The sequence below is a fragment of the Serratia sp. GW822-FHT06D09 genome (assembly GCF_058799515.1).
This window is the reverse complement of record NZ_JBXALO010000003.1, coordinates 106,208-119,479: the sequence shown is the minus strand read 5'-3', so window position 1 is coordinate 119,479 and position 13,272 is coordinate 106,208. Positions and strand designations below refer to the sequence as shown.

The 13,272-nt window shown below is 54.3% G+C and carries 12 protein-coding genes and 1 tRNA gene; 7 read left to right on the top strand and 6 right to left on the bottom strand.

What is annotated here, in order from left to right; genetic code table 11:
* Complete coding sequence (yejF, locus tag AC1RKG_RS08275; RefSeq protein ID WP_187961688.1) at positions 1-1,593, top strand: microcin C ABC transporter ATP-binding protein YejF; 1,593 nt, start codon at positions 1-3, stop codon at positions 1,591-1,593.
* A gap of 9 nt (positions 1,594-1,602) precedes the next feature.
* On the opposite strand, the gene AC1RKG_RS08270 is transcribed toward yejF, so the two are convergent.
* From AC1RKG_RS08270 to rsuA, 3 genes are all read right to left on the bottom strand, one after another.
* On the bottom strand, positions 1,603-1,947 hold the full coding sequence (locus AC1RKG_RS08270) for a YejG family protein (protein ID WP_048759243.1): 345 nt from the start codon (positions 1,945-1,947) through the stop codon (positions 1,603-1,605).
* Positions 1,948-2,549: 602 nt separating this feature from the next.
* The gene (locus AC1RKG_RS08265; RefSeq protein ID WP_041415525.1) at positions 2,550-3,758 is read right to left on the bottom strand and encodes a Bcr/CflA family multidrug efflux MFS transporter; all 1,209 of its coding nucleotides are present in this window, start codon (positions 3,756-3,758) and stop codon (positions 2,550-2,552) included.
* Positions 3,759-3,797: 39 nt separating this feature from the next.
* Positions 3,798-4,511: a 16S rRNA pseudouridine(516) synthase RsuA gene (rsuA, locus tag AC1RKG_RS08260; protein ID WP_020827783.1), complete on the bottom strand. Its 714-nt coding sequence runs from the start codon at positions 4,509-4,511 to the stop codon at positions 3,798-3,800.
* 309 nt (positions 4,512-4,820) lie between these two features.
* On the opposite strand from rsuA, the gene radD reads away from it, so the two are divergent.
* Entirely contained in the window at positions 4,821-6,578 is a 1,758-nt protein-coding gene (gene radD, locus AC1RKG_RS08255; RefSeq protein WP_048759244.1) for a DNA repair helicase RadD, read from the top strand.
* Positions 6,579-6,740: 162 nt separating this feature from the next.
* On the top strand, positions 6,741-7,025 hold the full coding sequence (rplY, locus tag AC1RKG_RS08250; RefSeq protein ID WP_020827785.1) for a 50S ribosomal protein L25: 285 nt from the start codon (positions 6,741-6,743) through the stop codon (positions 7,023-7,025).
* An 84-nt stretch (positions 7,026-7,109) separates the two neighbouring features.
* On the opposite strand, the gene yejK is transcribed toward rplY, so the two are convergent.
* Complete coding sequence (gene yejK / locus AC1RKG_RS08245) at positions 7,110-8,120, bottom strand: nucleoid-associated protein YejK (RefSeq protein WP_020827786.1); 1,011 nt, start codon at positions 8,118-8,120, stop codon at positions 7,110-7,112.
* Between the two features lie 304 nt (positions 8,121-8,424).
* Between yejK and AC1RKG_RS08240 the strand changes: the two genes are divergently transcribed.
* The 4 genes from AC1RKG_RS08240 (at position 8,425) to AC1RKG_RS08225 (ending at position 11,460) form a co-directional block, all read left to right on the top strand.
* Complete coding sequence (locus AC1RKG_RS08240; RefSeq protein ID WP_020827787.1) at positions 8,425-8,652, top strand: YejL family protein; 228 nt, start codon at positions 8,425-8,427, stop codon at positions 8,650-8,652.
* A gap of 9 nt (positions 8,653-8,661) precedes the next feature.
* Entirely contained in the window at positions 8,662-10,443 is a 1,782-nt protein-coding gene (gene yejM / locus AC1RKG_RS08235; RefSeq protein ID WP_128864592.1) for an LPS biosynthesis-modulating metalloenzyme YejM, read from the top strand.
* A gap of 78 nt (positions 10,444-10,521) precedes the next feature.
* Positions 10,522-10,598, top strand: a tRNA-Pro gene (locus AC1RKG_RS08230).
* A 154-nt stretch (positions 10,599-10,752) separates the two neighbouring features.
* Positions 10,753-11,460 carry an SOS response-associated peptidase family protein gene (locus AC1RKG_RS08225; protein WP_493182691.1) on the top strand — a complete coding sequence of 236 codons (708 nt, stop codon included), beginning with the start codon at positions 10,753-10,755 and terminating at the stop codon, positions 11,458-11,460.
* Here the strand turns inward: AC1RKG_RS08225 and umuC are convergent.
* Positions 11,457-12,725, bottom strand: a complete 1,269-nt coding sequence (gene umuC, locus AC1RKG_RS08220) for a translesion error-prone DNA polymerase V subunit UmuC (protein ID WP_493182689.1) — start codon at positions 12,723-12,725, stop codon at positions 11,457-11,459. The genes AC1RKG_RS08225 and umuC overlap by 4 nt on opposite strands.
* On the bottom strand, positions 12,725-13,147 hold the full coding sequence (gene umuD / locus AC1RKG_RS08215) for a translesion error-prone DNA polymerase V autoproteolytic subunit (protein ID WP_493182687.1): 423 nt from the start codon (positions 13,145-13,147) through the stop codon (positions 12,725-12,727). The genes umuC and umuD overlap by 1 nt, the downstream gene beginning before the upstream one ends.
* Between the last annotated feature and the right edge of the window lie 125 nt (positions 13,148-13,272).

The window sequence follows — 13,272 nt, the reverse complement described above, 5'->3', positions numbered from 1 at the left end:
ATGGCTAGCACTCCTCTGCTTTCAATTCAGGATCTCGGCGTGGCTTTTCGTCAGGGAGAGGTATTGAACCCGGTGGTCAACGGCCTTTCGCTGCAGATCGAAAAGGCAGAGACGCTGGCGTTGGTGGGTGAGTCCGGTTCAGGCAAAAGCGTCACTGCGCTGTCGGTATTGCGCCTGCTGCCCTCGCCTCCGGTGGTCTATACCGCCGGCGATATCCAGTTCAACGGCAATTCGCTGCTGCATGCGCCAGAGGGCGAGCTACGCAAGGTGCGCGGCAACCAGATTTCGATGATATTCCAGGAGCCGATGGTGTCGCTCAATCCGCTGCACACCATTGAAAAACAGCTGGCCGAAGTACTGGCGCTGCATCGCGGCATGCGGCGCGACGTCGCACGCGGCGAGATCATCCAATGCCTGGATCGCGTCGGTATCCGCAATGCCAAAGGACGGTTGAAAGACTATCCGCATCAGCTTTCCGGCGGCGAGCGGCAGCGGGTGATGATCGCCATGGCGGTGCTGACCCAGCCCAAATTGCTGATCGCGGATGAACCCACCACCGCGCTTGATGTGACTATCCAGGCGCAAATTCTGCTGCTGCTGAAGGAGCTGAAGCAGGAAATGGGCATGGGGCTGTTGTTTATCACCCACAACCTGAATATTGTGCGTCGCCTGGCGGACAACGTGGCGGTGATGCGCCAGGGCCAATGCGTTGAGCAGAACGACCGTGTCCGCCTGTTTAGCCAGCCGCTGCATCCTTACACCCAGCAATTGCTGGCGGCGGAGAACGTGGGCGATCCGCTGCCATTGCCGGCGGATGCCGCTCCGCTGCTGAAGGTGGAAAACCTGCAGGTCAGCTTCCCAATCAAGCGCGGTTTGCTGCGCCGCACGGTCGGTCATCATTATGCACTGAAGGATTTGAGTTTTGAGCTGAAGGCCGGGGAAAGCGTTGGGCTGGTAGGAGAATCTGGTTCGGGGAAAAGCACCACCGGGCTGGCGCTATTACGTCTGCTGAGTGCCAAAGGCGCCATGTGGTTTAACGGCCAGCCACTGCACCAGTTCAGCATGAAGCAAATGCTGCCGTACCGCAGTCAGATGCAGATTGTGTTCCAGGATCCTTTCTCGGCGCTGAACCCTCGGCTGAACGTGCTGCAAATTATTGCCGAAGGTCTGGAAGTACACCAGAAACTGAGTGCCGAGCAGCGAGAACAGCGGGTGATTGAGGTGTTGCAAGAAGTGGGATTGGATCCTGCTTTGCGCCACCGTTACCCAACCGAGTTTTCCGGCGGCCAACGCCAACGTATCGCCATCGCACGTGCGCTGATTTTACAACCGCAGTTGCTGATCCTGGATGAGCCAACCTCGTCGCTGGACAAATCGGTGCAGGCGCAAATCCTGACGTTGCTGAAATCACTGCAACAACGCCACCGGCTGGCCTATCTGTTTATCAGCCACGATTTACAGGTAGTGCGTTCGCTGTGTCATCAGGTCATTGTATTGCGACAGGGAGAGGTGGTTGAGCAAGGCGATTGTCAGACGATCTTTAACTCGCCCGCCGCCGCTTATACGCAGCAGCTGTTGCAGTTGGCGGACTAGCGGCGGGAGTCAGAAAGGGTATTGCGCACTCATGGGTTCGGCGATAGCGGCACCGACGTTTTTGAGCCGGCACAGGGTGGTACTTTCGTCACAGCGTTGCACAAACAGGCAAGGCTCCCCTTCCCACTCCACGATGGCGCAGTCGACCTGAATCTCCTGCAAAGACAGATTAAGCTGCTGCATGACCTGCCAGGCGTCAGCCCCTTCATGGCTGAGCAGTTTCAGGCCAATCAGGTTGTTATCTTCGTCTATTCCGCTGATCGGAATCGGTTCGACCTTGACGCCGGTAGAGCCTGATAGCCAACGATAACTTTGCGGCAAGCGATGCACTACCGAAAGTTGGATACTTTCCACATGAAATCCCTAGTTTGAAAAATGAAACGCTTTTAACCTGACAGGGTAACTAAGTTATAGCCGCTGCGTCCCGACTCTGCCGCCCATGAATGTTATTTAAATGTAAATAATGTCACAAACAGTTAACTTACCCCTGCGCTTACTGATGTCCGGCCGTTTTCAGACACTCTGCGTTGTCGTTTCACAGCATTTTGCGACTCAGCTCGCATTTTTGCGTTATATGTAACCCTTTCCCGCCGCAATCTCAACTCTTTTTTCTCTCAATGCGGTTACTTTTCGCTCTTTATAATTTTACATTGTGGAAACATTTAACTTCTTGACGCCGAGTTCAACCTTAAGTTAATGCCTTGATTATCAATGACCCTAACCTAAACACCCGCCGATTTCCCTTCAAAACCCGGAGTGTAAATACCCGCCGCCGCTTGCCACAGGCAGAGCAATTTATTTAACAAAAAGCACACAGCATGAACGGCAACCTGTTGATTGGCGCGTGGAGGCTTAGCAATAAACCGACTGACGTCATTGAAGTTCAGGGAGGCATAACGGAAGGTGCAACCCACTCAGGCCCAAACGTAACGTTGAGCCTGAGTCAGGGAGGAGAACTACGGCGTGTTCGGTGAGGCTTTATGGCGCGGCCGGCTGGCGTATAAATAGAACAGTACCGCAACGATACTGCACAACGCCATCGACGAGACCATCGGCCAGGCGCTCTTGCCGGGCGCCATCGCCAGTATCGCGCCCACCAGCGCACCAATACTGAAACGTAGCGTACCGGCCAGAGAGGAAGCGGTGCCCGCCATATGCGGGAAATCGTCGAGGATCACTGCCATGGCGTTTGACGAAATCATGGCGATACAGCCCAGATACACCGCCACGCCCAGCACCAACGCCCAGAAGCCCAGGCCGATTGCGCTAACCGCCAGTAACCACAACCCCATCGCCAATTGAACAAACAGGCCCAAACGGAACATTTTGATCGCCCCCAGCCGCCGCACATTGCGGCTGTTGACCAGCGTCGTCAGGAACAAAAACACAATGTTCAGCGCAAAATAGTAACCAAAATGCTGCGGCGATACGTGATTAAGCTCGATATACACAAACGGCCCGGCGCTGAGGAACGAGAACATGCCGGCAAACGAGAAGGCGCTGGCCAGCATGTAACTCAGCACCCGCTTGTGTCGGAACAATGAAGCGAAGTTGCCCAGCGTGGTTCGCAGATGAAATTTCTGCCGTCGCTCCTTCGGCAGCGTCTCCTTGATAAAGAACGCCACCAGCAACGACCCGATCAGCGCCGCCGCGCCCATGGTCCAGAAAATCGCATGCCAACTGAACCACAGCAGCAGCGCACCGCCGATCATCGGCGCCAGCAAAGGGGCGATGGTCATCACCAGGATGACAAACGACATCATGCGTGAGAATTCGTCCTTGGTGAACATATCGCGCATCAGGGCGTTAATCACCACGCTCGCCGCCGCCGCAGACAGCCCGTGCAGGAAACGCAGGTTGATCAACTGGTCGATCGACTGCGCCATCGCACAGGCGCCGCCGGCAATCGCGAAGATCAGCGTTCCCCACAGGATCACCGGCTTGCGGCCGATACTGTCTGACATTGGCCCGTAGAACAGCTGCCCCAAAGCAAAGCCGAGCATATAGGCGCTGAGCGTCATCTGCACGCTGCCCGCCTCGACGCCGAACTGTTTGGCAATCACCGGCATACTGGGCAAATACATGTCGATAGCCAATGGCATCAGCATGGAAAGCAGGCCCAGAATAAAAATCAAACCGAGGTGAGATGACCGGTTCTGTTGCACGTTCAACGACTCCTTCATCAGCCGTAGTAGAGTAATGAATTAATCCTGCAGGTGCGGTGCGCCCACGCTGGCAATCTCTTCTTCGGTCAGCGGACGGTATTCGCCCTCGGCCAGATCCTCATCCATCACGATGGCACCGATACGTTCGCGGTGCAGTTCAATAACCCGGTTGCCGACCGCCGCAAACATGCGTTTCACCTGGTGATAACGCCCTTCGCTGATGGTCAAACGCACCAGGTTGTCTTCTATCTTTTCCAGTTGCGCAGGACGGGTCAGATCTTTTTCGTTATGTAATTGCACGCCTTCGGCAAAGCGCTGCGCGGTGTCTTCCGCCAGCGGATGCTCCAGCGTCACCAGATAGGTTTTCTCACAGTGGTGTTTCGGTGAGGTGATGCGATGCGACCATTGACCGTCGTCGGTCATCAGCACCAAGCCGGTGGTATCGATGTCCAGACGACCGGCGGCGTGCAGCTTATAGGCAACCGGCTCATCGAGGAAATACAGCACCGTCGGATGATCGGGATCGTCCGTAGAACACACGTAACCCTGCGGTTTATTGAGCATAAAGTAGCGCGGGCCCGTGAGCTGCTGCAGCGGGTTGCCGTCAAACGCCACCACCTGCTCCGGAGTCAGTTTCAGGGCTCCGCTCTTAACCACTTCACCGTCGACGGTGACGCGTTTGGCCCGAAGTTCACGCGCTACCAGCGCACGGCTAACACCTAACTGCTGAGATAAAAACTTGTCCAGTCGCATTGAATCTGCTTTGCCTGTCGTTGTTATGATCGCATTGATCGTATTGCTAAAATATGACACCCACCGTTGCACCAGGTGCAACAGGGCAGGTTCGAAGAGGGGGGAACAGCGATTACTGTCACACGAGTATAGCGGCGGAAACGGCCCCCTGACAGAGGTAATTTCCACGCTTCTCGCACCGCGCGCGCTCAGAAGGCATAATAATAGAAATTTTTTAGCCATCAGGGGAGTAGAATGTCACTGTTTTTGTGGGTTCAGATGTTACAAAACCTGTTCCCGATGGCCCTTCTCAATCCACGGCGTTAATTTATGGCCTTTACTCTGCGCCCCTACCAACTGGAAGCGGTCGAAGCCACCATTAAACATTTCCGCCAGCACCCGCAGCCGGCGCTGATTGTGCTGCCGACCGGCGCCGGTAAAAGCCTGGTGATCGCCGAGCTGGCGAAGCGCGCGCGCGGCAGGGTCCTGGTGTTGGCCCACGTGAAAGAACTGGTGGCGCAAAACCACGCCAAATATCGCGCTTACGGACTGGAGGCGGATATCTTTGCCGCCGGTCTGCAGCAAAAAGACAGCGCCGGTAAGGTGGTATTTGGCAGCGTTCAATCGGTGGCGCGCAATCTGTCGCTGTTCGACGGCGCATTTTCCCTGCTGATCATCGACGAATGCCACCGCATCAGTGACGACGACGAAAGCCAGTACCAACAGATTATTCAGCATCTGCAGAAAACCAACCCACAGCTGCGGCTGCTGGGACTGACCGCCACCCCGTACCGGCTGGGAAAAGGCTGGATTTATCAGTATCACTATCACGGCTTTACCCGCGGCGATGCCAGCAGCCTGTTCCGCGACTGCATTTATGAGCTGCCGCTGCGTTACATGATCAAGAACGGCTATTTGGTGCCGCCGGAACGGCTGGACATGCCGATTGTGCAGTATGACTTCAGCCGTCTGGAGGCCAGAAGCAACGGCCTGTTCAGCGAGGTGGACCTGAACCGCGAACTGAAGCAGCAAAATCGCATCACTCCGCATATCATCAGCCAAATCGTGGAATACGCCGAAACGCGTAAGGGGGTGATGATTTTCGCCTCCACCGTTGAGCACGCCCGTGAAGTTCACGGTCTGTTGCCGTCAGGCGAGGCCGCGTTGGTCAGCGCAGAAACCCCTGCCGCCGAGCGTGATGCCCTGATTGAAGCGTTCAAACAGCAGCAATTGCGCTATCTGGTGAATGTGGCGGTACTGACCACCGGTTTTGATGCACCGCATGTTGATCTGATCGCCATCCTGCGCCCAACAGAGTCCGTTAGCCTATATCAACAAATCGTCGGCCGCGGGCTGCGGCTGGCCCCCGGCAAAGAGGATTGTCTGATCCTCGACTACGCCGGGAACCCGCATGACCTGTTCACGCCGGAGGTGGGGGTCAGCAAGCCGCACAGCGATAGCCAACCGGTGCAGGTATTTTGTCCCGGCTGCGGCTTCGCCAACCTGTTCTGGGGCAAGTGCACCGAGAATGGCGATATCATCGAACATTACGGTCGCCGTTGTCAGGGTTGGCTGGAGGACGATGAAGGCCATCGCGAGCAGTGCGATTACCGTTTTCGTTTCAAAAGCTGCCCGCACTGCGGTGCGGAGAACGACATTGCCGCCCGCCGCTGCCATCAGTGTCAGGAGGTGCTGGTCGATCCCGACGATATGCTGAAGGCGGCGCTGAAGCTGAAAGACGCTCTGGTATTACGCTGTGGCGGCATGGAGTTGCAAAGCGGCCGCGATGAAAAAGGCGAGTGGCTAAAGGCGACCTATTACGACGAAGATGGCACCAGCACCAGCGAACGTTTTCGTTTGCAAACGCCGGCTCAGCGCAAAGCCTTCGACATGCTGTTCCTGCGCCCACATCAGCGTGCGCCTGGGGTGCCGTTCGCTTGGCAAAATGCCGCCGACGTGCTGGCCCAGCAAGCGCTGCTGCGTCATCCGGATTTTGTTGTGGCGCGCAAACGCGGGCAATTCTGGCAGGTACGAGAAAAAGTGTTCGATTATCAAGGACGCTTCCGCCGCGCCAATGAGCTGTACTGATCTTTGCCCCTTGCAAATCAGGCAGGTTTCCATTGCCCTGTGGGCGGCTTTCCGTTAAAATGCCGCCCGCTTTGCCTGGGTTCGCCCGGTGCTAAAGCAGGTTATCGAACTTGCTACTGGGTCGCCTGTAGCAGGGTAAATTTTCTTTTAAGAGAAAAAACAATGTTCACTATCAATGTAGAAGTACGTAAAGACCAGGGTAAGGGTGCGAGCCGCCGCCTGCGTGCAGCAAATAAATTCCCAGCTATCGTTTACGGTGGCGAAGAAGCTCCAGTTTCCATCGAGCTGGACCATGATTCTGTTAAGAACATGGAAGCTAAAGCAGAATTCTACAGCGAAGCTGTAACTCTGGTTATCGACGGTAAAGAAACCAAAGTTAAAGTTCAGGCTGTACAGCGTCACCCGTTCAAGCCGAAGCTGACCCACATCGACTTCGTTCGCGCGTAATCGCAACGTATTCGAGCTTTTCGGGACGCCGAAGTAGAAAACGCCGCAATTGCGGCGTTTTTTATTGTCTGCGATCCGGCGAAATTATTTGTTGCCGCCGCCCAAACGACGTTGTAACTGATCGCGCAGGTTCGGCGGCGTGCCTTTAATGGTTAACGTGTCGGTCGCCGCATCCCAGAATACACGTTCCCCCAGCAGCATGGCGTCAAAATTCATGCTGATGCCGCCGCCGCTGCCGGCAAACTTGGTTAACTGACGCAGCGTACCGCGATCGGCCGGGAAGCTGTCTTCCAACTGATAGCCCTGCTCGCTGGAAAACTGCAGAAAATCTTTCTCGCCCACCGGCGCAATCTCTTTCGACAGCTCCTGCAGCTCGATCTCTTCACCGGCCTGCAGCTGCTCGTTGCAATAGCTGTAAACCTGCTGGCGCACCGACTGGCGTTCATTTTTGTCCAGCTGCGCATCGGCACAATAATCGTCAACCGCCTGCAGTAAGCCGCGGTTCTGCGCCTTGGTGTCCAGCCCTTCCGCCGCCGCCAGGAAGTCCATAAAGAAATCGGAAACCTTACGGCCCACACGTCCACGCAGGAAGGTCAGGTAACGGGTCGATTCTGGATTGGTTTCCCACTCGGTCAGATCGATACGCGCGACGATGTCGGCGTGGTTGATGTCCAGATAATGGGTGGTGTTGATATCCAGTTCTTCGTTAACGCGCGAACTGTTGCGGCTGTTGAGGACCGCAATCAATAAATACTCCGCCGCCAAATAGCGGTACTGGCCAAACAGCACCACGCCACCTTCGGCAAACGGATATTTGGCCAGCTCATCGCGCAGACGGCCGGTCGCTGCACGGCTGAAAGCCAGAAAGTCTTTGTCTTCCTTACGGCAGGTGCGCAACGCGTCCGCCAGTTCACTGCCCTCGTTGAACAGGCCGTAAGCCTTGCTCTTGGCGCTGTAGACACGATGCAGCTCTTCCATCATCTCTTCTACCGCCGCATTGGTGGGCAGCAGAGTATCGCGCAGCACCACGTCCAGCGTTTGTTCGTCACGTTTGATCAACTGGTGCAGAGCAATCTGGTCGATATCCAGACTCATGGTAAATCCTCCTGTTCTTTTAGCGCGTATTCAAACACTGAAGGCCCCCGCGCTGCAACTTTAAAGCAGTGTTCAACCCGTCGACGATCAATATATTTCCACCATCCATACAGGCGCTAAATACCTCGATTCACCGACGTATTACAGGCTATACACCGGCAATCGCGCAGAATCATTGATATGGCCCGCAGGCTCCTCTCGCCACGCTAGGGTTTGAAAGACAAAGGGAATCGATAAAAGAGCAGAAAATCACTGTCCTATACGGTAAGATATGGGACTTTGTCAGGCTTTGAGCGCAATTTTTATGCCACAATCATCCCGTTACAGTGACGAACACGTCGAACAACTGCTCTCCGAGCTGGTTAATGTTCTGGAAAAACACCATACTCCCACCGATCTGTCTTTGATGGTGCTGGGCAACATGGTGACTAATTTGATCAATACCAGCGTTGCTCCGGTTCAGCGGAAGACGTTGGCCAGATCGTTTGCAGAGGCTCTGCAAGCTTCTATTCGTGAAGATAAAGCGCATTAATAAATACTTATGGTGACAAACCGTCAGCGTTATCGTGAAAAAGTCTCCCAGATGATCAGCTGGGGGCACTGGTTCGCCTTATTCAATATCCTGCTCGCCCTCGGGCTGGGTAGCCGCTACCTGTTTGTCACTGACTGGCCCTCTTCCCTGTTGGGCCGGGTTTATGCCCTGGTCAGCTTACTGGGGCATTTCAGCTTTATCGTTTTCGCCGGCTACCTGCTGGTTATTTTCCCGCTCACCTTTGTGGTGATGTCGCAGCGGTTGTTGCGATTTATCTCCGCCGCGCTGGCCACCACCGGCCTGACGCTGTTGCTGGTCGACAGCGAGGTCTTTACGCATTTCCACCTTCACCTTAATCCGGTGGTGTGGGAACTGGTGGTCAACCCGGATCAAAGTGAGCTGGCGCGCGACTGGCAGCTGATGTTTATCTGTGTGCCGGTGATCTTCCTGGTGGAGATGCTGTTTGGCACCTGGAGCTGGCAAAAGCTGCGCAGCCTGAACCGCCAACGTTTCGGCAAGCCTCTGGCGGTGCTGTTTATCAGCGCCTTCTTTGCCTCGCACCTGATTTATATCTGGGCCGATGCCAATTTCTATCGCCCGATCACCATGCAGCGGGCGAACCTGCCGCTGTCGTATCCAATGACCGCGCGTAAATTCCTTGAGAAACACGGCCTGCTCGATTCGCAAGAATATGAACGTCGGCTGGTGCAGCAAGGGAATCCGGAAGCCGTTGCGGTGGAATATCCTCTTAACGACCTCAGCTACGACGACAAAGGCAGCGGTTATAACCTGCTGATGATCGTGGTAGACGGCGTACGTCAACAGGATATGAAGCAGGATATGCCTGCCCTCAGCCGCTTCGCCCAGGAAAACATTCGCTTTAGCGATCACTACAGCTCTGGCAATCATGCAGATACCGGCCTGTTTGGCCTGTTCTACGGCATTTCGCCGACCTATCTGGACAGCATTCTTGCCGCGCGCAAACCTTCCGCTCTGATCAGTGCGCTAAGCGCCCAGGGTTATCAATTTGGTTTGTTCTCATCCGACGGCTTTAACGCCAGCCTGTATCGCCAGGCGCTGTTGACCGATTTCACGCTGCCGGCACCTGTCCAGCAAAATGATGCGGTGACCACGCAGCAGTGGCAACGCTGGTTGGCCGATCAAAACAGCAACGCTCCGTGGTTCTCTTACATCAACTTCCGCGGTGCAGAACCGGCAGCCAATGAGAAAACCCCTGCCCCGGCTGACTTTATTCAGCGCTACCGGGCCGGCGCACAGGATGTGGATGCGCAGATTGCCCAGGTGCTCAACACGCTCAAAGAGCGTGGCGTACTGGATAAAACCGTGGTGGTGATCACCGCAGAGCACGGCGTTGAATTTAACGACACCGGTAAAGGTTACTGGGGCGCAGGCCGCAGTTTCAGCCAACAGCAGCTACAGGTGCCGTTGATTATCCACTGGCCGGGTACGCCAGCGCAGACCATCAATAAACTGACCGGTCACAATGACGTAATGCGTACGCTAATGCAGCGTTTGCTGCACGTGAAAACGTCCCCGAAAGACTACTCGCAGGGTGAAGACCTGTTTACGGCCCAACGCAGAAACAACTGGGTGGCTACCGGTGATAACAGCCTGTTGGTGATCACCACACCAACGCAAACCCTGGTGTTGGACAGCAGCGGCAATTACCATGCGTACGATAAAAACGACAAAGAGATCAAAGACGAAAAACCACAGCTCGCTCTGTTGCTGCAGGTATTGACCGACGTGAAGCGCTTTATCGCCAACTAATCGCTTAAAATACAAGCAGTCAGGCGAATTCGCTCTTGCTTTGAGATTGGGAAAGGGTAGTATTATTTCCCACAGCGTCGGCATGTAGCGCAGCTTGGTAGCGCACCGTCATGGGGTGTCGGGGGTCGGAGGTTCGAATCCTCTCATGCCGACCAGAAATCCTTAGAGAAACCAACCATTTGCGGTTGGTTTTTTTATTGCCAGAATTCCACCATGGTAAACTGATGGTAAAACCATGGTAAAACCTCCCCCAAACACTCCGTTTTAATCTCCTATACTTACCTAAATCAGCATCAAAAAGGTTTGGTTATGTGTGGCCGATTTGCCCAAGTACAGACCCGCGCCGACTATCTAGACGTACTCGCCTCCGATCTTGAATTTGCCAGCGCGCTGGATAACGTTCCGATCGCTCGCTTTAACGTAGCGCCAGGAACCCGCGTGCTTTTACTTAATCAACGTGACGATAAATTGCACCTCGATCCTATTGAGTGGGGTTACGGCCCGGATTGGTGGCGGGAAATGAAACGCCAGCCGGTTATCAATGCCAGAGTTGAAACCGCAGCCACCAGCAGAATGTTTAAACCATTATGGGATCACGGCCGGGCGCTGGTGATGGCAGATGGTTGGTATGAGTGGAAGAAAGACAAGCACGACGCCAAAGTAAAGCAGCCTTACTTCATCTATCATGAATCGAAATCGCCGATATTTTTCGCTGCAATAAGCCGCCTTCACCCCGATGAAAATGATCCTCCTGATGATGACGGTTTTGTCATTGTGACCAGCTCTAGTGAATCTGGCCTACTCGATATTCATGATCGGCGTCCCGTTGTTTTACCGCCGGCGGCAGCGCGCGAATGGATGGACCCGAGCACGAGCTCAGAGCGCGCTGAAGAACTGGCAAAGGAAGCGGCCACGCCTCCCGATGATTTTTCATGGTATCCAGTAGGTAAATCAGTCGGCAACATCCGTAACGATAATGCCGAACTGATAAAACCAATCTCAAGCCCGCTGGTTTAATACACTCGCGCACGGGGAAGATCACTGAGTCGGGTGGTATATGCCGGTGAAAGCAGCTCACGCTTCATTGACCACGCCTGGTCTGCTCCTTGTCCTGCGAACCATAGCTTTGCCCTACCCGAGTTGTTGATACGGTCAAGTACGCCCATCAACTGCTCACTGTTATGCCGCGGCTGATATTCATCGAACAGCCCAAGCTGGGCAACACCCTGGCTGAAGAAGTCTTGCAGCATTACCCCGCCTTTCTGATACCGATGACCGGGTTGCCAAATCGCATCAAGGCAGCGCATAGCCGCGGCAATTATGTCCCGGGTATCCTGCGTCGGCGTACTCAATTTTATACTGGCCGTATTGCCGTAGTATTCCTCATTGATGGCGAACGGACTGGTTTTAAGCCAGGCACTGACATGCCGGCAATATTGCCGCTCTTCACGGAGCTTCTCCGCCGCGCGCGTCGCGTACATGCAGATCGCCTGATGCATCTGGTTATATTCTGTGATGCGATCACCAAAGCTTCGGCTGCAAATGATCTGCTGCTTCGTCGGTGCAAATTCTTCGAGTTCAAGGCAAGGCTGGCCACGTAGTTCACGCACAGTCCGCTCAATCACAACGCTAAAGTGTTTTCGGATCATCGTAGTGCTGGCGTCGGCCAACTGCAGCGCGGTTTCGATACCCATCATATTAAGCTTTTTCGATATCCGCCGGCCGATCCCCCAGACCTCATTCACTGGCAGTAAGTCCATTAGTTTGCGCTGGCGCCCTTCGTTGGACAGATCAACAACCCCGCCAGTCTTGTCCCACTTCTTAGCCGCAAAGTTCGCCAACTTCGCCAGTGTCTTGGTTTGGGCAATGCCAACCCCGACAGTTAGCCCGGTATTACGTAACACTTTAGCCCTCACCTGGCGGCCGTAGGTTTCAAGGTCGATACAGTTACGCACGCCAGTCAGATCCATGAAACTCTCATCGATCGAGTAAATCTCAACACGTGGCGCCATCTCTTCTAAAACGGCCATCACTCGCTGTGACATGTCAGCATAGAGTTCATAATTGCTGCTGAACGCTATGCCCCCGACGCTCTCAAATTCGCGCTTAATTTTGAAATAAGGCTCTCCCATCTTCAGGCCCAACGCCTTCGCCTCTTTGCTCCTGGCTACCACGCATCCATCGTTATTAGACAGAACCACGACTGGACGCCCACGTAAATCAGGACGCCACAGCGTTTCACAACTCGCATAGAAGCTGTTCACATCGGCCAGGGCGTACATTATTTAAGCCTCGTTATTGATGACACAACGACGCCTACAACTTCAAGGTCATCGCCGGCATCCTGCAGAACAATCGGCTCATATTTGGGGTTCATTGGTTCAAGCTGAGCGCAAGGGTGTAAGCACAAACGCTTCACTGTGAATTCTCCTGCGATACTCGCGATCACAATATCACCATGCGCAGGGGCGATACTCCTATCCACGACGAGCATAGATCCCTCAGTTATACCGGCCTCAAGCATTGAGTCACCGGTAGCGTAAATAAAATAAGTCGCGTTAGGATGACTAATGCAGTACTCGTTAAGGTCTATGCGAGCGCTAACGTAGTCTGCTGCTGGACTGGGAAAACCCGCCGGTACTTTGTCAGAGTACAGAGGAAGTTCAAGTTTGGTTGGGTTGGGTGTTGGATAAAAGAATGTCATAGCCTTGCCTTGTTACTGTGTTTTTATACAGTATAAACGCAAGTTTTTGGCGGGGGAAAGTTCGGAAATCTCTTAGAAAGGTAGGATATTGATCGGTAAAGAAAGATAGTTTTGATGAATAGCCG

What these genes read in the sequence shown, in the direction of transcription:
- rsuA (WP_020827783.1), bottom strand. Translation starts at nt 4,511, where the DNA reads ATGCGACTGGACAAGTTTTTATCTCAGCAGTTAGGTGTTAGCCGTGCG.
- umuC (WP_493182689.1), bottom strand. Translation starts at nt 12,725, where the DNA reads ATGTACGCCCTGGCCGATGTGAACAGCTTCTATGCGAGTTGTGAAACG.
- AC1RKG_RS08240 (WP_020827787.1), top strand. Translation starts at nt 8,425, where the DNA reads ATGCCACAATCATCCCGTTACAGTGACGAACACGTCGAACAACTGCTC.
- yejF (WP_187961688.1), top strand. Translation starts at nt 1, where the DNA reads ATGGCTAGCACTCCTCTGCTTTCAATTCAGGATCTCGGCGTGGCTTTT.
- AC1RKG_RS08225 (WP_493182691.1), top strand. Translation starts at nt 10,753, where the DNA reads ATGTGTGGCCGATTTGCCCAAGTACAGACCCGCGCCGACTATCTAGAC.
- yejK (WP_020827786.1), bottom strand. Translation starts at nt 8,120, where the DNA reads ATGAGTCTGGATATCGACCAGATTGCTCTGCACCAGTTGATCAAACGT.
- umuD (WP_493182687.1), bottom strand. Translation starts at nt 13,147, where the DNA reads ATGACATTCTTTTATCCAACACCCAACCCAACCAAACTTGAACTTCCT.
- radD (WP_048759244.1), top strand. Translation starts at nt 4,821, where the DNA reads ATGGCCTTTACTCTGCGCCCCTACCAACTGGAAGCGGTCGAAGCCACC.
- yejM (WP_128864592.1), top strand. Translation starts at nt 8,662, where the DNA reads ATGGTGACAAACCGTCAGCGTTATCGTGAAAAAGTCTCCCAGATGATC.
- rplY (WP_020827785.1), top strand. Translation starts at nt 6,741, where the DNA reads ATGTTCACTATCAATGTAGAAGTACGTAAAGACCAGGGTAAGGGTGCG.